The 18,875-nt window shown below is 36.9% G+C and carries 17 protein-coding genes; 3 read left to right on the plus strand and 14 right to left on the minus strand.

The genetic code is table 11. The annotated features are described in order from the left end of the window. Positions 1 to 114: 114 nt before the first annotated feature. Entirely contained in the window at positions 115 to 1,698 is a 1,584-nt protein-coding gene (locus ACG72T_RS01170; RefSeq protein ID WP_395264107.1) for a cation:proton antiporter, read from the minus strand. A gap of 275 nt (positions 1,699 to 1,973) precedes the next feature. Between ACG72T_RS01170 and ACG72T_RS01175 the strand changes: the two genes are divergently transcribed. Then, positions 1,974 to 2,480, plus strand: coding sequence for a GtrA family protein (locus tag ACG72T_RS01175; RefSeq protein WP_395264108.1), 507 nt, complete (start codon positions 1,974 to 1,976; stop codon positions 2,478 to 2,480). A gap of 90 nt (positions 2,481 to 2,570) precedes the next feature. On the opposite strand, the gene ACG72T_RS01180 is transcribed toward ACG72T_RS01175, so the two are convergent. The 3 genes from ACG72T_RS01180 to ACG72T_RS01190 form a co-directional block, all read right to left on the minus strand. Beyond that, the gene (locus ACG72T_RS01180; protein ID WP_395264109.1) at positions 2,571 to 4,496 is read right to left on the minus strand and encodes a copper-translocating P-type ATPase; all 1,926 of its coding nucleotides are present in this window, start codon (positions 4,494 to 4,496) and stop codon (positions 2,571 to 2,573) included. A 29-nt stretch (positions 4,497 to 4,525) separates the two neighbouring features. Beyond that, positions 4,526 to 4,897: a cupredoxin domain-containing protein gene (locus tag ACG72T_RS01185; RefSeq protein WP_395264110.1), complete on the minus strand. Its 372-nt coding sequence runs from the start codon at positions 4,895 to 4,897 to the stop codon at positions 4,526 to 4,528. A gap of 102 nt (positions 4,898 to 4,999) precedes the next feature. Further along, a complete protein-coding gene (locus ACG72T_RS01190; protein ID WP_395264111.1) occupies positions 5,000 to 5,644 on the minus strand; it encodes a pentapeptide repeat-containing protein in 645 nt (214 codons plus the stop codon). A 130-nt stretch (positions 5,645 to 5,774) separates the two neighbouring features. Here ACG72T_RS01190 and ACG72T_RS01195 point away from each other — a divergent pair, with 130 nt between their 5' ends. Continuing rightward, positions 5,775 to 6,923: an ArgE/DapE family deacylase gene (locus ACG72T_RS01195; protein WP_395264112.1), complete on the plus strand. Its 1,149-nt coding sequence runs from the start codon at positions 5,775 to 5,777 to the stop codon at positions 6,921 to 6,923. Between the two features lie 5 nt (positions 6,924 to 6,928). On the opposite strand, the gene ACG72T_RS01200 is transcribed toward ACG72T_RS01195, so the two are convergent. Genes ACG72T_RS01200 through ACG72T_RS01210 form a run of 3 tightly spaced genes read right to left on the minus strand, consistent with a single transcriptional unit; the run spans position 6,929 to position 9,422 of the window. Beyond that, the gene (locus ACG72T_RS01200; protein WP_395264113.1) at positions 6,929 to 7,576 is read right to left on the minus strand and encodes a TetR/AcrR family transcriptional regulator; all 648 of its coding nucleotides are present in this window, start codon (positions 7,574 to 7,576) and stop codon (positions 6,929 to 6,931) included. 15 nt (positions 7,577 to 7,591) lie between these two features. Continuing rightward, entirely contained in the window at positions 7,592 to 8,701 is a 1,110-nt protein-coding gene (locus ACG72T_RS01205; RefSeq protein ID WP_395264114.1) for an ABC transporter permease, read from the minus strand. After that, positions 8,676 to 9,422 carry an ABC transporter ATP-binding protein gene (locus ACG72T_RS01210; protein ID WP_395264115.1) on the minus strand — a complete coding sequence of 249 codons (747 nt, stop codon included), beginning with the start codon at positions 9,420 to 9,422 and terminating at the stop codon, positions 8,676 to 8,678. The genes ACG72T_RS01205 and ACG72T_RS01210 overlap by 26 nt, the downstream gene beginning before the upstream one ends. A gap of 180 nt (positions 9,423 to 9,602) precedes the next feature. Here ACG72T_RS01210 and ACG72T_RS01215 point away from each other — a divergent pair, with 180 nt between their 5' ends. After that, positions 9,603 to 11,381 (plus strand): glycerophosphoryl diester phosphodiesterase membrane domain-containing protein, encoded by a 1,779-nt coding sequence (locus ACG72T_RS01215; protein ID WP_395264116.1) that lies wholly within the window; start codon positions 9,603 to 9,605, stop codon positions 11,379 to 11,381. Positions 11,382 to 11,404: 23 nt separating this feature from the next. Here the strand turns inward: ACG72T_RS01215 and ACG72T_RS01220 are convergent, their stop codons facing one another. From ACG72T_RS01220 to ACG72T_RS01250, 7 genes are all read right to left on the minus strand, one after another. Beyond that, entirely contained in the window at positions 11,405 to 12,397 is a 993-nt protein-coding gene (locus ACG72T_RS01220; RefSeq protein WP_395264117.1) for a sugar kinase, read from the minus strand. 11 nt (positions 12,398 to 12,408) lie between these two features. Beyond that, positions 12,409 to 13,143, minus strand: coding sequence for a KDGP aldolase family protein (locus tag ACG72T_RS01225; protein WP_395264118.1), 735 nt, complete (start codon positions 13,141 to 13,143; stop codon positions 12,409 to 12,411). Then, entirely contained in the window at positions 13,140 to 14,243 is a 1,104-nt protein-coding gene (locus ACG72T_RS01230; protein ID WP_395264119.1) for a DgaE family pyridoxal phosphate-dependent ammonia lyase, read from the minus strand. The genes ACG72T_RS01225 and ACG72T_RS01230 overlap by 4 nt, the downstream gene beginning before the upstream one ends. A gap of 1 nt (position 14,244) precedes the next feature. Next, positions 14,245 to 15,357 (minus strand): amidohydrolase/deacetylase family metallohydrolase, encoded by a 1,113-nt coding sequence (locus ACG72T_RS01235; RefSeq protein ID WP_395264120.1) that lies wholly within the window; start codon positions 15,355 to 15,357, stop codon positions 14,245 to 14,247. Then, a complete protein-coding gene (locus ACG72T_RS01240) occupies positions 15,354 to 16,451 on the minus strand; it encodes a DUF871 domain-containing protein (RefSeq protein ID WP_395264121.1) in 1,098 nt (365 codons plus the stop codon). Before ACG72T_RS01240 ends, ACG72T_RS01235 begins: the two co-directional genes overlap by 4 nt. 280 nt (positions 16,452 to 16,731) lie before the next feature. Then, positions 16,732 to 18,009, minus strand: coding sequence for a PTS sugar transporter subunit IIC (locus ACG72T_RS01245; RefSeq protein ID WP_395264122.1), 1,278 nt, complete (start codon positions 18,007 to 18,009; stop codon positions 16,732 to 16,734). A gap of 73 nt (positions 18,010 to 18,082) precedes the next feature. After that, positions 18,083 to 18,778 (minus strand): GntR family transcriptional regulator, encoded by a 696-nt coding sequence (locus tag ACG72T_RS01250; RefSeq protein ID WP_395264123.1) that lies wholly within the window; start codon positions 18,776 to 18,778, stop codon positions 18,083 to 18,085. Positions 18,779 to 18,875 lie beyond the last annotated feature (97 nt).

Below are 18,875 nucleotides of genomic sequence, written 5' to 3' on the forward strand. Positions count from 1 at the left end.
CATTACCAAACCGTTAGCGCCATGTGACAGTTTTGTAAGATTGACACGCTTCCAAAAAAATACTTAAAAAAAATTCGCTAATTCTAAATTAGAATCAGCGAATTTTTTTAATTTTTACTCATTATCTTCCGAAACAGTTGGTCCAATGACCATCGATTCAGCCATCAAAACCTCGTTATATAAATCAAAAACATAATCTTGGTATTTGACTTCACTTTGAGAAACCATATCCAAATATTGTCTCTCCTCACTCAGAGCATTCATGAAAGCCCGCATTTCTAGTTCTTTTTCAGCACCAGTAAATTCGGGATGTTTGACTACATCCAACCAAGCTTTAACAAAATCTCTCGTTCGAGTTCGCTGCTTTTGAGCCATCAAGTCAAAGACTACCGATTGCTTAACGTTGTCTGGTAAATACATCTTATTGACCGCCGTGATAGCATGACGAACCATATTGACTCGCAACTGATCGACTTCTTTTTTGACTTCAGCATCAGGCACATCATTTTTCAAAACAAATTGAAAAACAATCGTTGGTACAATCAAACTCAAAATAATCAAGAAGCTTTCCGACATCAAAACTAGACTAAAATCAGAATTTTTCACATGTTCTTCGGCAAGCGTATAAGCCAAGGCTAAAGTAACTGCACCATGCACGCCACCTAAAGCAAAAATCCCCGCTGACCGTTTTTTAAATTGCAGGCGCAGGCGACTATACAAATATCTCATTAAGACATTGACTAGATATAATACCGTTCCAATCAATAACCACGATAACGAATGAACCGTTATTTTTTCATCAACAATGATCTTCGTAAACATGAAACCTAGAATGATAAAGACCACACTGTTAAAAACCTCTGTGATCATATCTTGGATATCTACTCCAAAATGTACTTGAGGAGCATTAGTCAACTTGCTACGTTGAGTTTCAGCATTGTGAATCAAGCCAGCACAGACAACGGCAATGATTCCCGAAACCTGCACCGCCTCAGCCAAATAATAAATGATGAATGGTTCAAGCACATAGACAATCACTTGAGCATTTTTTGAATTAAAAGATGTCCGGATCAAGGTTTGACGGAATAATACCATCAACCAACCTAAGACAAACCCCAGTACGACTCCTCCACCGGCAGAAATCAAGAAATTCAGAATCGTTTCGCTGTAGTTGATATAACCGTTGATATACCACAAGGTCGCCATATTCAATAAAATAATACCCGAAGCGTCATTGAATAAAGATTCCATTTTTAAATAAGTGCCTTCACTCTTGGGCATCTTCAAGCCATTAGTGACTGACTCCAAAGCCGTAGCATCAGTTGGGGTACTGATAGCCGCCAAAATAAATGCTAGGGGCAAACTGATCCCCGCAAAAATCCAGATGCCAAATCCCGCAAAAATCAAACATAGAAGAACCTGAAAGACTGTCATTTGGACAATGTGTTTAAATTCTTTCCCCACTAAGTTGAGTTGGGTCGATTGTCCTTCAAAGAAAAGCAGCGGTGCAACGATCATGCTGATAAAAATATCCGAATTGAAGTTCTCAACATGACTGCTAATAGCTGGAATCAAGCATACAACTGCCCCAATAATCAAACTGATATAGCTGACCGATATTTTAGGAAATACTTGTGACAAAGAGATACTAAGTGCTGCTGCCAACGTTAGAATTAAAGTTGATAACATGAGCCCCATAAGCATTGACCCCCTATTATTCTAATAAACGTTTTAAATATACCATATTAACTAAAGTTTAATATTATCAAACGTTTTTTCCAATTATTGGCAATAGACTTACTGTAAAAATCCTAATTTGTTTCACATGGAACATATTGTGTTAGAGCAATAATTCTCATACTATATGTAGTAGTGAATATTTTTCCATAAATTATAATCAGCAGATTTGTTCCCTGTTGCAGAAAAAGGTTTAATATTAGTCATAGGTTTTAATTTTGGGAGAAGTAGATATTATGAATAAGAAAACTGAATTAAATGAAGAAACTCCGTTAGACAAAGCAATCGATGAAGTTTCAGAAGGTATCAACGATGCTGGAACGGTCTTCAATTCGGAGGAAGAACCTGTAATTGAAGATAGTACTGGTAAAGAGGCTGTTCGTTACCTACTTTGGGGATTGCTTTCAGTTGTTGTCAACTTCGGAACTTTTTTCCTACTTTATCACGCACTACATCTTAACTATCAATTCGCCAATGTCGTAGCTTGGTTCTTAGGGGTTCAGGTTGGTTTTTGGGTTGACCGGATTATTGTCTTCCGTCACAAGTCAAAAGCTGCCCTCATGGAAATGATTGCTTTTTATGGTACCAGAATCCTGACTTTCTTGATCGAGTCGGCTACTTTATGGATCGGTATTTCCTTATTGAGCGCCAATGGTACTGGATCAAAAATCGTCGGTCAAATCTTAGCTATCGTTGGTAATTATGTCCTATCTAAATTCTTTATTTTCAAAAACAGAAATTAAAATTCGCTTGAATTGAATTTTCATCACGATGGTGTAAAAGGACCTTGATTCTACTTGAATCAAGGTCCTTTTGCTTTGATAGATGAATTTCTACGCTAATTGAGCGGTATTAGAAATTTTAGTTTTATTCAACAAGACTGAACTAGTTACGACTGACAATGAACTAAAGGCCATTGCTAATCCTGCCAGTTCGGGGCTCAAGGTTAATCCCAGAGTAAAGAATAGTCCTGCCGCAACCGGAATACCTAACACGTTGTAGATAAAAGCCCAGAATAAATTAAGCTTGATCCGATTAAAGGTCTTTCGGCTCAATTCCAAGGCTCTGGATACGTCACGCAAATCATTTCTCATCAAAACGATTCCGCCAGATTCGATTGCAATATCGGTTCCTGAACCCATGGCAATCCCAACATCAGCTACAGTCAATGCGGGGGCATCATTGATACCATCGCCCACAAAGGCTACCTTACCTTTTTTCTGCAATGCTTGAACATGGTCAGCCTTATCAGCAGGTAAAACATCGGCAATCACTTCGTCGATACCAACTTCTTGGGCGATTGCTTGAGCAACTCTTTGATTATCCCCGGTTAACATTACCGTTCTCAAACCACGTGCCTTTAACATTGCAATTGCTTCTGTGGAAGTTTCCTTAGGTGCATCTTGAATAGCGATTAAGCCGATAACTTTTTGATTTAAACCAACGAAAACTACCGTTTTGGCTTCATTTTGCAAACGAACCATTTCATTTTGTAACTTTGAGTCGATCCGATTGTAAGCTAATAATTTCTCATTACCAACAAAGGCAGACTGTCCGTCAACCAAGGCAGCAACACCTTTACCTTCCAGTGCCTTAAAGTCAGTGACCGTTTGTGCTGAAAGATCAAGATCCTTAGCTCGATTGAGAATTGCTTTAGCCAAGGGATGTTCTGAAGATTCTTCTAGGGCGGATGCAATTGCCAATACTTGTTTTTCAGCGCCAACAATGTCAGTCACTTCTGGCTTACCTTTAGTAATTGTACCTGTCTTATCGAAAACAACTGTTTTAACGTCATTAACTTCTTCTAAGACTTCACCATTTTTGATCAAAATACCCATCTTAGCTCCACGGCCAGTTCCAACCATCAAAGCTGTTGGCGTTGCTAGACCCAATGCACAAGGACAGGCGATTACTACTACTGAAACTGCATAGATCAAGGCGGTTGCCAAACTAACTCCTAAAATTGTATACCAAACTAGGAAAGTTAAAATCGATAAAATTAAAACAACTGGTACGAAGATTTCTGATACTTTATCAGTTAAATTTTGGATTGGTGCATGACTATTTTGAGCTTTTTTAACCAATTCAACAATTTGTGACAACATAGTTTCAGAGCCAACTTTTTCTGCTCTAAACATAAAAGTTCCATCACTATTCATTGTTGAACCAATGACCTTATCGCCGGCCTTTTTAGCTACTGGCATACTTTCACCCGTGACCATAGATTCGTCAATAGTTGAATTACCCTCAGTGATCACACCATCAACCGCAATCTTTTGACCCGGTTTAACACGAATCACATCGCCAACCACGATCTGGTCTAAGGATACTTTGACTATTTCACCGTTACGAACAACTTCAGCGTCCTTGGCCTGCAGATCGACCAATTTCTCAATCGCATTAGAAGCATTGTTACGCATTCTTTCTTCAAAAACTTGTCCTAACAAAACAAAAGTAATGACGAACGCAGCACTTTCAAAGAAAACCGCCTGATGAGTGAACATGGCATAAATGCTGTAAATATATGCGGTGGCTGTTCCAATCGCTACCAAAGTATCCATATTTGAATGATGCTTTTTAAAGGAAGCCCAAGCACTTTGAATAAAGGGGCGAGCCGCCACTGCCATAACGATAGTCGTTAAAACAAATTGAATCCATTCGCTGCCAGGGACCATAATCCCAAAGGGCATCAAGATCATTCCTATCAACATGGGGATAGAAAAGATCAAGGCGATCCAAAAACGCTTTGTGATAGTCATAATATCTTCTCCTTTTTAACTAACTGTACCTATTTGATAATCAACTTCCCGTGGAACATATCCATTCCGCAGGCCCATTGATATTCGCCAGGCTTAGTCGTATCGATTTTGACAGCTTGTGCTTGATTCTGTGGCAATTCTTGATTGATTCCAAAATCAGAAAAAACTACTCGATCTAAACAGCTGGAAGCATCTTTTCTCGTAAAATTGAGTGTAGCCGGTACACCCTTCTTGAGCGTCACTACTTCGGGAGAGTACCCTCCATTGACTTCAACGTCGACCATTTGACTATTGTCGGAAACTTGAGCTGTGGCACTGGCAACTTCATGCTTGCCGAAGAACCACCAGAAGATGAATCCAATTAATGCTAAACCAATTATTAAAACTATTATTCGTGTCATAAATCTTACCTCATTTCCCGTTTACACTTGTAAACTTCAAAGCCTATCTTAGCTTTATAGTTTACAGTTGTCAACTTAAAGGAAACAAAAAAAGAATCAAAGTTAATAATTAACCTTGACTCCCAAAAAATACTCGGCCAAAAAGTTTGCTTGCTCAGGGTTTACTTTCAGCCCCTTAATTGCCGCTTCATCAACTTCAATCGTCTCAAAATGACTATTATTAAAATCAATACCGTTTAATTTAGTTCGTAATATCAGCATTTTGTTTAAATCACAATTATTGAAAACAACTCGTTGTAATTTATTCTCGTTAAAACTGACATCTTTTAAACTAGTTGCATCGAACTTAACTGACTTGAAATTAGCCTGATTCAAGTTAGCCAAATCCATCAAGCAATTACTAAATTCCACATTGTGAAAATAAGATTGGTCTAAACTAGTACCCATCATTTTGCAATTCTGAAACTTCACTCGAAACAAACTAGCCTCAGTCAATAAGCAGTTTGAGAGATCACAGTTTTTGAAAACCACATCGCTCAACTCAATTTTATCAAAATCACAATTACTAAAAGTTTCATGATCAAAGACTACCTGTTCAAAAATGGGATGGCGAATTTTTTCTCCTTCAATAAATTCACCTTTGAGCAGCTTATTATTGAGGAAATAATCCTCTTGATCGTAAATATCAAAAAAAGAGGCAGTTGTCAGAAACTCTGTTGCTACTTTCGGTTGGTCATTCTGAGACATTTTCACATTCAACTCGTTTCTAAAAAAAATTAGTTACTTCTTTAGTAAAATACTTAGCATATCTTATCCACCAAGCATTTAAAGGAACGTGTTACCATAAATAATAAAGACAAATTGGAGGAACTTGCTTATGGTATTCAACGAAACACAAGCACTTGAGGTTTTGAAACAACTTATTTCTATTAAATCAGTTAATGATCATGAGAAACAAGTTGCACTTTATCTACAGGATCTATTAAACCAACATGGTATCAAGTCTGAAATCAAAACAATTCGCGGTAATCGAGCAAATCTTATCGCAGAAATCGGTTCTGGAACACCAGTCCTTGGCGTTTCAGGACATATGGACGTCGTTGATCCTGGTAATTTAGCCGATTGGCAAACTGATCCTTTCGAAATGGTCGAAAAGGACGGTACCCTCTTTGGCCGCGGTATTACTGATATGAAGTCTGGCTTGGCCGCATTAGTGATAACTTTGATTGAATTACACGATCAAGGTCTTCCTAAAAAAGGTACGATTCGCTTAATGGCTACTATGGGCGAAGAAGTAGGTGAAGAAGGTTCTAGTTACTTCTATCAAGACGGTGATATGAAAGATGTTGATGGCTTAGTAATTGCCGAACCATCTGGTTACAATATCGGTCATGCTGAAAAAGGGTCTATGGATATTAAATTTACCTCGATTGGTAAAGCTAGTCACAGTTCTATGCCTGAAAATGGCTACAATGCGATCGATCCTTTGATGGAACTTCTACTTGAAGCTAATCAAATCTTCCGTGATGACAAAATTGAAGGTCAAGCTATGGGCCCCCTCACTTTCAATACAACGTTGATTTCTGGTGGTACTCAAGTTAACTCGATTCCAGAATCTGCCACCGCTGAGGTTAATGTCAGAACCATCCCCGAATACAGTAACCAAAAAGTAATTGCCAAACTTAACACTATGATCGAAAAACTCAACCAAAATGGTGCCAAAGTTTCTATGGATGTTTACATGAATGAAGTTCCCGTATCCATGCAAGCAGACAACCAGCTAGTTAAATTGATGACTAAGCTTTTGAAGCCTTACGCCACTGATGAGATTCATATTTCACCAATTACTGCCGTAACTGATGCTTCAAATTTAGTTAAAGATAAACCAGCAGACTTCCCCTTCATCATCTCAGGTCCCGGTAACATGACTCCTCACCAAGTTAATGAAAATCTGGATAAGGCTATGTACTTCAACTTTATCAAAGTCTATCAAAAGTTGTTCATCGACTTTTTGAACAACAATTAACCAACTTATTTTTTAATAGATCGGTAAATGAACTCCTCAATTTGCGACAAGTCTTTATCTTGATTGCTATCGACTTGCGGGAGAATTTTATTAACTTGAATAAAATAAATCAGAATTTGTGAAATGATCATCCGCATCACGGCCAAAAAATCAATTCCTGACCTAACCTCACCAGTCCCACTCAGAAGTTTACTGAATGCTGTAAAAACTGGGCTGCCCTGTTGTTTGATCATCTCAACGAAATGATTCTTTACATCTTCATTAGTCATCATTGTAGTTATTACGATGATGGCTATTTCTTTATTATCAATTAAAAACTGGTAACGATTACGAACGATAAAATGGATCACCGCCTGCAAATCCAGCTGCTCACTCGACAATTGATCTTTGAATTCACTCACATAGACTGGAATAATATTTTTCATAATTGGTGAAATTATCCAGTCGAGCAAGTCATCTTTAGTTTTAAAATATTTAAAAATCGTTGCCTGGCTGACACCAGCCTCTTGAGCGATTGCTTTAGTCGAAGTGCCATCGAAACCATCTTCTGAGAACAGTTTAATAGCGGCTAAAGCAACCTGCTTTTTCCCTTTGGGCATATCTGCTTGATCGACCCAAGTTTTAAAGTCTTCCTTAATTACCTCTGCTGCCAAAATATCAACTCCTTTTTACACCTTGCGATAACGTTTCAACCCTTGAATATTCAGTACCGTTAAAACGATTACGAACAAAACTAAAACTAAAATGGGATTAAGTACCTGAAGAAGATTCCGCCCGTTCATGATAATACTTGTCGTAGCTTCACCAGAATATTTCAATGGCAAGATATAAGCGACTATTTGTACCCAATGAGCCATTGAATCAAGTGGAATTAATCCAGAAAAGAAGATCTGGGGAATGACGATCAGTGGGATGAACTGCATCATCTGAAATTCTGATTTAGCGAAAGTCGACATCAATATGCCAAAAGCCAAGGCCACCATCGCTAAAACAATATTAACTACGAACACGTTCAAAATATTACCGACTACTTCGACATTTAAAACATAGACTGTGAACAAAACAATCAATAAGGTTTGAAAAATGGCCACAAAGCCATAGCTCAACATATATCCAAACACGATCTCTGAACGTTTAACTGGTGTAGCTAACAGACGCCCTAAAGTTCCGGAAGTTCTTTCGCTCAACAAAGCCATCCCTGAGATCAAGAAAACAAAGAAGAAGACGAAAAAGCCCATCAAAATTGGAATCATCTTATCAAAAAAATCAGTCTTACTATTGCCGTAAACATATCGATTGTGAATCGTCGCTGCTGAAGATTTTTGAGGAAGCGTGGCTTGCATCTGTTGAGGCAATTGTGCTGTTATTTTAGTTAAAGTACCTTTCAATTCTTGCATATTTGTCACCATAATTGAAGTTTTCAAAGCCGCCTTGGTAGCAGCAGTTTTACTGGCATCGGTATTAGCGTAAGTGACGTAATAGTTATTATTATGATAACGAATTATCCCATCGACCTTTTCATCCTTGAGACCCTTTTGAGCCCGTTTTTCCGTCGTGTACTTAGTTGTTTTGATATGATCCATTTTATCGATCTGTTTGACCAAGCTGCTTTGGACATTAACCGTTGCCAGATTGAGATTGGTCGTGGAGTTTGCCGTAAAGACTAGTTTCATCAAAGTTAATATAAGAATCGGAGCTAAAAACATTAAAGCTAAGGTTCTTTTATCTCTTAATAATTGTAAAGTAACTCGTTTAGCGATTGCAATCGTTCTCTTCATATTCACTCTCCACCTTTAAGAAGACATTTTCAATCGTATCTTCTTGATATTGTTGTTTCAATGCTTTAGGTGTGTTATAAGCCATCAAATGACCACCCAAAAGTAACGCTACTCCGTCAACCAGTTCCGCCTCATCCATCACATGGGTCGTAACTAAGATCGTTCTGCCCGCATCTCTTAGTCGATGTAACTCGCTCCAAATTGTTCTTCTCAAAGCGGGATCAATTCCGACCGTTGGTTCATCTAAAATAAGTAATCTTGCATCACCTAACAACGCAATTGCCAGCGATAACCGACGTTTCATACCACCAGAATAACCACTGACCCGTTTATCCAAATCTTCCGTTAAATCAACTACTTGACTGACATGATCAATTTCTTCCTGAGCCTTTAGATGGCCAATTCCTTTCATGTCTGCGAAAAATTGTAAATTCTCGCGTCCGGTCAGTTCGTCATACAAAGCATCCGTCTGTGCCATATACCCAATTTGACCCAATAACTTACGATTAGGCATCGTTTGATTGAATACAGTCGTAGACCCTTGGTCAACTTTCTCCATCCCTAAAACAACCTTGATGATTGTCGACTTACCAGCTCCTGATGGCCCAATCAGACCGACAATGACTCCTGGATCAATATCAAAGAAAATATGGTTTAAAACCGTTTGCTTATCAAATTTTTTAACAACATTTTTCATTGAAATAACTGGTGTATTCCTCATTACCAATCGCCTCTATTTCTGTTCCATTTAAGTGAGTGAGTGATTACTCACCTTTCAAAAATGAAGTATAGTCGCTTCTTTTAACAGAGTCAACCATAAATCATAAAATTGATTTACAAACTTTTTATACCATTCTATTAATAATTGGGTATTATTAAGAAGATGTCACAGGGGGATATTATGAGAGCATTCAACGAACTACGAAATCAAAATCAAAACTTTTGGAAATATTTCTGGAAATACAGTCAGATCATTATTCTAATCCAGTTATTGATCAACTTCATTTTGGTACCAATTTTAAACTTTCTCGCCAACGGTATTAGTTATCTTGGCGATGTTAACTATGTTTCCTATAGTAATGTGATCAATCTGATTTTACATAAACCATTAGTAGTAGTGGGATTGATCATCATTTTGCTGATAATCCTGCTATTAGTTTTTGCCCAATTCACATTGATGCTGGTTAGTTTTCAAGCTATCAAGTCTAATGCTAGTTTAGGCTGGTGGGACTATCTCAAGAGCGTCAGCAAGAATTTATTTGGTCTACCCTTCAAAGCTTTCGGCTTCTTTTTACTGTACTTTTTGATCATCACACCATTTGGCAGTTTGGGAATGTCCTCCAGTTTGCTAGATAAGGTGAAAATCCCTCAATTCATTATCGATTGGCTCTTTCAAGAACATCTTCCTTTGGGAATCGCGCTCGTATTTATTTATTTCGTAATTTTTTATATCGGTTTACGTTGGCTCTTTGTCTTACCACTCATGATCTTCGAGAATAAAACTATCAAAGCTGCCATTAGTCGCAGCTGGCAAATGACCAAAAATAAAACACTTTATTATATTGGGATTTTTGCCATCTTGCTCGTTGGTGTAACTATTTTCGTCTTAATAGCAAACGGATTCTTCTTAGGAATCCAAGCCATTTTTGATAATGTCAGTTTTTTGCACGTCGCTGACTTTCCAATGGCCGTGATCAACATGACGATTATTCAGCTTTTAAATTATGTCGTCAGCATCTATGCGGCTAGTATCACCGTTCTGATCTTACTTAGTCAAACTCGAACTAATTACTTCTATCAGCGACAAGAACCAAGAAGTCACAAGTGGTTCTGGGGAATTTTAGGAACTGTGGTTGTCTTTTCTTTTGTTGGCTACGATACTTTATACTTCAATAATTGGTTATTAACGCCACCCGTAACTATCTCTCATCGTGGCGTTGACGATGGCAATGGCGTGCAAAATACCATTGAATCTTTAGAAGCAACTTCCAAAGAGAAACCCGACTATATTGAAATGGACATTCAAGAGACAGCGGATCATCAATTTGTCGTTTTCCATGATAATACCTTAAAAGCTTTAGCCGGTATCAATAAACGTCCTAGTCAAATGACCCTGAATGAACTGACCCATACCCCAATTCACGAAAATGGCAAAACCACTTATATTGCTAGTTTTGACGACTATCTAGCAACCGCAACACGCCTACACCAAAAATTGCTAGTTGAATTAAAGTCCGTCCCTGGTAATAAAAAAGATTTCGTCAAACTCTTTGCTAAAAAATACCAAAAACGCCTCATTAAAAATAAAGATATGGTTCATTCATTGAACTACAGCTATATTGAAGACACAAAAAAACTGATGCCAAAAGTCAGCACCAGTTATGTCATGCCATTCAATTTATTTGGAATACCTTTTACCAACGCCAATGCTTTTACGATGGAATATACTACCTTGAATCAGTCCTTCATTGACAATGCTCATCTTCAGAAGAAAGAATTCTTTGCTTGGACACCAAATGATCAAGAATCAATGGACCGAATGATATTTATGGGTGCCGACGGCGTTATAACGGATAATTTACATGAACTTCAAGTGGAGAAAAATAGTCTTTTTAAAAATGCTAGTTATACTAAGCTTATCAATGCTTATATTGCTCAGATGCAGGATCCTTTTGAGTAATTGCTGGTGAAAAATGATTTCTGCTATCTTAATAAATCATTTTTTCCTTGATTATCAATGTAATTAAAAACATCAGATTTTTCTAAGATTGGTGTATCATTCATTGAAGCTTGTGCTAATAATGAGTTAGCAACGGCAAAGTCTAGCACATCCGAATAGTCCCATTTCTCAATTAAACCAGTGATTATTCCACTTGCGAAAGCATCTCCACTGCCAATTCGATCCAAAACTTGTAATATTTTGGGTTCGGACTTGTATAAATGATCTTGATGATACAAAAATCCTTCAAAATATTTTTTACCATCGGAAAAACTTCGTTTACTGCCAGCAAAAACTCTGATCTTATACTGTGAACAAAATGTTTGATAGAGTTCTTGCTCCTCTTTTTGCGAATAATCCAATAAATCAGTTAAATCACGCTCACTACCAAAAACAATATCAGTGTATGGGAGGATTGCCTGATAGCGTTGTTTCATGGCTTCATGGGAATTATCATCGTTTAAGTTCTGTCGATAATTAAAATCAAAACAAACTATTTTATCTAAAGATTTTGCCTCTTTAGCCAATTTAAAAGCTGCCTCACGAGTTTTCTTGGACAAGCTTAGTGAGATTCCACAAATGTGCACAATATTAATACCTGATAGTGCCTTTTCAAAATCGTATTGCGACGGGTTCATACAACAGAAAGAACTGGAAAGGCGATCTTGATACGTTACTCTTTCTGGACGAGGCCCTTCACCTAATTCAACGAAAAAGCTACCCATATTTTGACCTTTAAAAATTATTCTTTTGTCATTAATGCCCAATTTCCGAATATCAGCGGCGGCTTTTTTGCCAACAGGATTATCGGGCAAGGTGGTCAGTATTGCGGTGTTGTATCCTAAATGCGCCAGACTGCTTAGTAAATTTACACCCGTCCCCACTGTCGAAATTTGCAAATTATCAGTCTGTTCTAGCATCATTTTATCTGCAACCGTAAAACGGAGCATTACCTCGCCAAAAGCCAGAATATTCATTGCTTGACCTCTCAAAATTTTTTAATTATTTCATAAAGTTTGGCAACGTCCTCAGGTCTAGTATCACCAGTTTCTTTATCAATAATGGAACTATAAATATGAGGAATAATTCGTTTTACGCCAGCATCAACTGCAATTTGTACAATTTCTTCAAAGTTATCAAGATCAATTCCACCCGTGGGTTCAAGGTCAAAGTCATTGTCAGCACATGCTTGCGCCACACTCTTAAATTCTTCTTTGTGAGCTAATCCTTTCATTGGAAAGAATTTAATTGAGGAACCACCCATATCTTTTAATAAAGCAATAGCGGTTTCAATAGGAACTTCTGTTGTAGTGGCTTGACTGCTCAAGGGACCAGTTGCAATGTTGACTAACCCAACCTTACCGGTTGGCGAAACCAAGCCATTAACAATCGTTTCACTTTGACCAAGCGCCTCTCTTGAAGCTCCCACTCCGGTAAAGACTTGATTAACATGTTGAGGTTGAATAACTTTCGCTACTCGTGTCACCATGGAGCTTTGTTTAGGGTCTCCAGCACCAAGACCTACGGAAACAGCATTGTTAATTTCCAATTGATATTTTTTCATATCCTCGATAGCACTGTCATCATCTGGATAATTCTTAGTTAATACACCCAAAACAACATGACCTTCAGCTGCTTGATAACAGTCTTTAGCATTTTGAACTGAATTGGCCAAAACATTTAAGCAAATTCCATTATCTAAATAGTTTGGTATTAAACTCATTTTCTCGATCCTCCAATGATTTCTTTTAATCGTGCAACAATTTGACCCATTTCTTCAGCATTAACTGAACGGATATCGAATTCAATAATACCTTGATTAACTCGATATTCCCTAGCATAAATTGCTGTTTTACCATTTCTAAGTTGATCACATATTTCTAAGGCCGATATTTTACCAGTTGGCTTAACTTCAGCACGATAGATTTCACGTCCAGCAGCGTCTTGAATAATATTAACTTCAAGATCTGGTAATTCAGACAAGCTTTGAACAAAAGGCTTCAATCGGTCTATCATCTGTTGGCCTGTCTCAGTTCCATCTCTTAAGTATTTTTCAATGGCACCAGTCAGACCGATAATATTTTCCTTACCTATCTTCATAGCTCTACCAATACCTGCACCTTGTAATCGAGCCCAACTAATATAATCTTTCTTACCAAAAATCACGCCTGATGCAGGCCCTTCAATCGCTTTAGCACCACTATAAATTACTACATCTGCTCCTAATTTAAGGTACTTATACAAATCCTCTTCTGCTGCCGCGTCTAAAATTAAAGGTAAGTTATGATTGTGGGCAATCCTGATTGCTTCTGAAATAGATAACATGCTTTTTTGAACAGTATGATGACTTTTAATGTATAAAATTGCTGCTGTTTGCTCTGTAATCTGCATTTCAATATGTTCTGGAGTACACATATTAGCATAGCCAGCTGGGACCATCTTTCCTCCTGCCAATTGAATCATTACCTCGACTGGCGTACCGTAATCAACATCGTGTCCCATTGGTAAAATAACTTCTCGTTTAGTAATTCTATTAGTGTAGGGATGATGTAGATGGTACATACTTCCTTGACCAATAAGACCTGCTATTGATTCAGCAATACCTGCAGAAGCAGAATTAACTATTAAAGCATCCTCACTACCAACCAAATTAGCTAAGTATTTTCCAGTTTGAATCAGTAACTCATTCATTTCAAAAAAGTTTTGTGCTCCAAGCTTAGTCGCTTCAACGACTTCATTTGAAACTTTTGAAACACCGAGTATGGTCATTTTCCCGTCTGCATTAATAACATGTTTAAGGTTATATTTTTGATAGATATCCATTTTACTCTCCAATCGAATATACTTGACCTCCAATAATACTGTAACGAGGCTTCACCATTTGATGAGTAATTCGTTTATTCCCATCTGAGTCAATCAATTCTTTTTGTCCATCTTTAATATCAAAGATCGTTATATCTGCGTCTTTTCCAATACGTAGATCACCTTTGTTCTTCAAATGAAAATTACGTGCCGGTACAGTCGTGATCATTGGAATAACGTCACGCAATTCATAGCCTAAAAAGAGCATTTTTTCAATACAAGTAGCCATATTATAAACGGGGCCTCGTTCTCTATTGGCATGATATATATCAGTACTGAGACTTTTGGAAAAAATATTTTGCTCAGTGGCTACTTTGGCTGTCTCAAAATTAAAACTATCAGTACCATGTCCAATATCAAAAATAATTCCTTTTTCCAATCCTTGATAAACAAAGTCTTTGATACGCCCATCTGAATCCAAAATACCGTTTGATTTACCATTGAAGCAATGCGTTATGATATCGTTACGGCCTAATTTATCCATTATTTCTGACAACTCTGGCGGATTTGTACCCACATGAACCATCAAGGGTAGATTATTGTCTAACTGTTTCTGAAATCTTTTTGCCAATAACAGTGGTTCCAGCCCATTTTCACCCACAACGGATTTACTGATCCGTGCCTTTAAGCCGACAATAAAATCTGGATACTCTTTAACTTTTTGCTTCAGTGGCTCAAATTGAATCTTATTCAAGTCAGCTAGTTCATCTTGGGCTAAAATCCCGGTTCTGGAAATATTGATCATGGCATAAACATTTGTTCTTTTATTGCGAGTGATTTCGTAAAAATCACTTATATTATCAGCACCTGTTGAGCCCGCATCAATTACGGTTGTAACTCCTGTAGTATAACCATCTTTATCAGGATCATCGTAATATAGTGAAAGCTTTTCATAACAATGAGTATGATCATCGATCCAACCAGCGGAAATATAGGAATCGTCTTGTAAATCAATTGTCGAATCAGCTTGCACATTCAATTTGGCACCTATCTGGGTAATGTGGCCTTCTTCTATCAATAACTCTAGAGGCTGATTGAGAACCGACTGTCCTTTTTTTATATATAAGCTGGTCATGACATCGCCTCCTGAAACATAAACTTTTCCCAGGGACCGACGTAATCTAATAAGAACAACTCATTCTTTGATATTTCTGCCACTTTGTTTTTGCGAATATCACTGTGCTCTTGCAAAACAATTTGCAATTCATTTTTATATTTTCCAAAATCGTCATTACCGATTACAATATCACCACGTTTAAAATCATGAGAAGCCACACTTATCGGATTATCTTTGGTTTGATATTTTTTACGAACTTCAGTGGATCGAATAACTAAATCAGTAATGTCTCCACGTCTAAAATGTTGATTTTTAAATAAGACCGTTTGTTCCACTTCATTAATATCAGATACCAGATCAACATCAAATACCAACTCATATCGATTGAGAGCACCTAATGACTTCAATTCACTTTCAGAAGCATAAGCATTTCCGATAATGACACAGTCGATCAAATTTGTAGCAAACAAATGCATAGCTTGAATCTTAACTGGTAAGTCTCGATGCATCTCTAAAGTAGGCAATCCATCATTTACATCCCAGGGTCCAATTTTTCCGACTTGAGAAGTCACAAATGCTGCTGTATCAATACCGTTATCCTTAAATCGTTGTGATGCTCGATTAAAAAATGATAATGGTAAACCAGTTCCTCGCTGAGGATAGAAATTATGACAACCAAGAATGAAGGGCTTATTAGCTGAATAACTCAAAATATTATTTAAATAGGCAACGTCATTACTCATATTCAATTCAATATTCAATCCTTGGGGATTATAGGATAGCAAGGCCTCTTTTTGCCCATCAAAGCCTTGATCTAACCTGATTGAATCAGCACCTAGTTGGTGAAAGAATGATAAATCATCGTAAGAGATTTCCAATTGATGGAAAATATTTGGAGCAATATCTAATGTAGTCGAAAAGCCCAAATTTTTAGCAAACCCAATCAAATCTTTAAACTTAGTTGCTACTTTTTCCTTACCTTCAGACACTTCTAACATACTCATAAAGACTCTGGTAAATCCGTACTTACTAGCAAGTTGTAAATACTCTTTGTCTTGACTCAAAGAGCTATGATCTGGATATAGAGATATCCCTAAACTGCGTTTGGTCATATCTTTTTACCTCTTTCCATCTTGCTGAAAGCTTTCATATAATAGTTTGAAATTACAATCGATAAGTAGATCGTACTAAGAAGTACTAGAACAACTGCTTGTCTAAGAAAGAAACTAAATATAGCCAATCCCAGGATGATGGCTAGAGATAGCATTATTAACCTTCCAGCTGATAATTTTTTCAAAATATTTGGCATCATTCCTTTTTGTACGGTAATCTCACTTACTATAAAAAACATTAAGAGCGCCAGAAAAATCATCATTTCATCACCTTCAAACGTTATTCCTTTTCTAATTGTTGTTTTTCAAACACTTTGAAGAACGGATAGTATATCGCTAAGTCGATTAAGAAATTAACACATGTCAGAATAAACGCTGGGATACTCCAATTAGTACTCATCAAAGCACCCAATGGTCCTGGTACAGTAAAAGGCAACCTCAACATCATCATTGGTACAACCCCAGTAATCGTCAAAACATAAGCTAGAGTACCAGTAATCAAAGGACCCACGATGAACGGAATACCTAAGATTGGATTCATAACAATTGGAGCACCGAAAACTACTGGCTCGTTAATATTAAATAAACCAGGTAAAAACGCCAATTTTCCTAAATCCTTTAAGTAAGCAGATTTAGAGAATAAGAATAGTGTCACCAGAGCTAAAGTACCACCAGCACCACCGATCCAGATAAACCATTGTAAAAATTGTTCGGTGAAAATAGTTGAAAGATGGTTAGCACTCGTTCCAGAAGCAAATTCACTCATATTTTGAGCAATGGACATTTCCCAGAATGGTCTAATGATTGGGTCCATAATTGCTGCACCATGAATACCTAAAGTCCAAAAACCAGTAATCAAGAAAATCGTCAATAATCCACCAATTAGACTATTTCCAACCAAAATACCTTTTAGTGGCATTAGAATCATGCTTAAGAAAGTGGCTATATTGAAACCTAAAACACTACGAATAGCCCAAAAAACAATTAAGATAAATGCTGCTGGAATCAGGGCCACAAATGAATTGGATACTTCAGGTGGAACTCCGTCAGGCATTTTTATAGTGATGTTTCGATTCTTGAAAAACCGATATATTTCAACAGTCAAAAGTCCTGTAACAATTGAAGCAAATAGTGACGAGGCGCTCAAATTGGCAATATTAATATATCTACCCGCATCGATCACGCCTTTAACATTTTTGACAACATGTATTGGTGTAGCAGTTGAAACTAGAAAAGCCAATACTGCCAAAATACCGTTAGTTAATTTATCTAGTCCATAACTTTCAGCTAACGATGGTGCAATTCCAAAGGTCGCATATAAAGCCAAGATTCCAACCGTATATCGAAATGGAATATCCAAAATCTCTTTATAAGGTAAAAGCGCATTAGCCACTGATTCAATTGGAATATTATTGATCAGTGTAAAGAACGAACCAACAATGGTTAGTGGCAACGTAGAAATGATACCTTTTCTAATGGCAGTCATATGACGCTGATTACCCATTTTATTGGCAATTGGTAAGATTTTAATGTTGAGAAAATTGATAAAATTGTCCATGAGAAGTCCCTCCTTTTTTTCGGGTTCATCATAACATTATAATGTTATGATGTAAACGCTTAAATAAAGATTTTTAAATCTCATATTCAATTTCGTATGGCTTTTTATTACTATCGTATATGGAAATAGTATACTCAATTAATTTACCTTGATTATCAAACCCACGTCTAATTCGTTTTAAAGCCAATGAATCGTCCTTTTTTAGCAACTTACGATCTTTTGCGTTAATATTTACTGCCTGAAATTCATCTTTAAAATTATCAACTATTTGGCCATTGTCTTTGAGAAACGTATAGAGCGACATTTGTTCAATACGTTTATCCTTATCTGACAATTTTATGTTGGGCAAATAGTGTTTAACAATGATAAAAGGTTCATCATTCAACAAATACATTTTTTTAACGAAGAGAACCTCTTGAGAATCGTCCTTACCTTCGATAGGAGTATCCTTGATGGAAATATTTTTGAATTCCAAAATTTTTCTAGTTAACAATTCAGTCTCGTTAATGATTGACGAATAGGATTTAGCCTTCGAAAGTTTATTAAACAAGTTATTGCTGATGACTCTAGTTCCAATTCCACTCTTTTTATTCAAATATCCTTCGGAAACCAGCTGTTCCACAGCCTTACGTACTGTGATTTTGCTAACCTGATACTTCTTTTCAAGTTCGTTTTCTGTAGGAATAAGCGTTCCGACTTCATATGAACCAGAAAGAATATGTCGTTTAATATCATCAGCAACTTTTTGATAGAGTATTTGTGTAACCATTTTATCTTTCTCCAACATCTAAAACATTTATATTTCTTATAGTAATTCTTATTCTAGCAGAAACACATTTTTATGAAAGTGTTTACTATACAAAAAA

This window comes from Companilactobacillus sp. FL22-1 (genome assembly GCF_043951805.1).
In the GTDB taxonomy this organism is placed as follows: Bacteria; Bacillota; Bacilli; order Lactobacillales; family Lactobacillaceae; genus Companilactobacillus.

Bases quoted from the DNA above. Each gene is read 5' to 3' on its own strand.
- ACG72T_RS01205 (WP_395264114.1), bottom strand. From the start codon at position 8,701: ATGAAGAGAACGATTGCAATCGCTAAACGAGTTACTTTACAATTATTA.
- ACG72T_RS01245 (WP_395264122.1), bottom strand. From the start codon at position 18,009: ATGGACAATTTTATCAATTTTCTCAACATTAAAATCTTACCAATTGCC.
- ACG72T_RS01180 (WP_395264109.1), bottom strand. From the start codon at position 4,496: ATGACTATCACAAAGCGTTTTTGGATCGCCTTGATCTTTTCTATCCCC.
- ACG72T_RS01230 (WP_395264119.1), bottom strand. From the start codon at position 14,243: ATGGATATCTATCAAAAATATAACCTTAAACATGTTATTAATGCAGAC.
- ACG72T_RS01235 (WP_395264120.1), bottom strand. From the start codon at position 15,357: ATGACCAGCTTATATATAAAAAAAGGACAGTCGGTTCTCAATCAGCCT.
- ACG72T_RS01170 (WP_395264107.1), bottom strand. From the start codon at position 1,698: ATGGGGCTCATGTTATCAACTTTAATTCTAACGTTGGCAGCAGCACTT.
- ACG72T_RS01220 (WP_395264117.1), bottom strand. From the start codon at position 12,397: ATGAATATTCTGGCTTTTGGCGAGGTAATGCTCCGTTTTACGGTTGCA.
- ACG72T_RS01185 (WP_395264110.1), bottom strand. From the start codon at position 4,897: ATGACACGAATAATAGTTTTAATAATTGGTTTAGCATTAATTGGATTC.
- ACG72T_RS01210 (WP_395264115.1), bottom strand. From the start codon at position 9,422: ATGAGGAATACACCAGTTATTTCAATGAAAAATGTTGTTAAAAAATTT.
- ACG72T_RS01250 (WP_395264123.1), bottom strand. From the start codon at position 18,778: ATGGTTACACAAATACTCTATCAAAAAGTTGCTGATGATATTAAACGA.
- ACG72T_RS01215 (WP_395264116.1), top strand. From the start codon at position 9,603: ATGAGAGCATTCAACGAACTACGAAATCAAAATCAAAACTTTTGGAAA.
- ACG72T_RS01225 (WP_395264118.1), bottom strand. From the start codon at position 13,143: ATGAGTTTAATACCAAACTATTTAGATAATGGAATTTGCTTAAATGTT.
- ACG72T_RS01175 (WP_395264108.1), top strand. From the start codon at position 1,974: ATGAATAAGAAAACTGAATTAAATGAAGAAACTCCGTTAGACAAAGCA.
- ACG72T_RS01240 (WP_395264121.1), bottom strand. From the start codon at position 16,451: ATGACCAAACGCAGTTTAGGGATATCTCTATATCCAGATCATAGCTCT.
- ACG72T_RS01190 (WP_395264111.1), bottom strand. From the start codon at position 5,644: ATGTCTCAGAATGACCAACCGAAAGTAGCAACAGAGTTTCTGACAACT.
- ACG72T_RS01195 (WP_395264112.1), top strand. From the start codon at position 5,775: ATGGTATTCAACGAAACACAAGCACTTGAGGTTTTGAAACAACTTATT.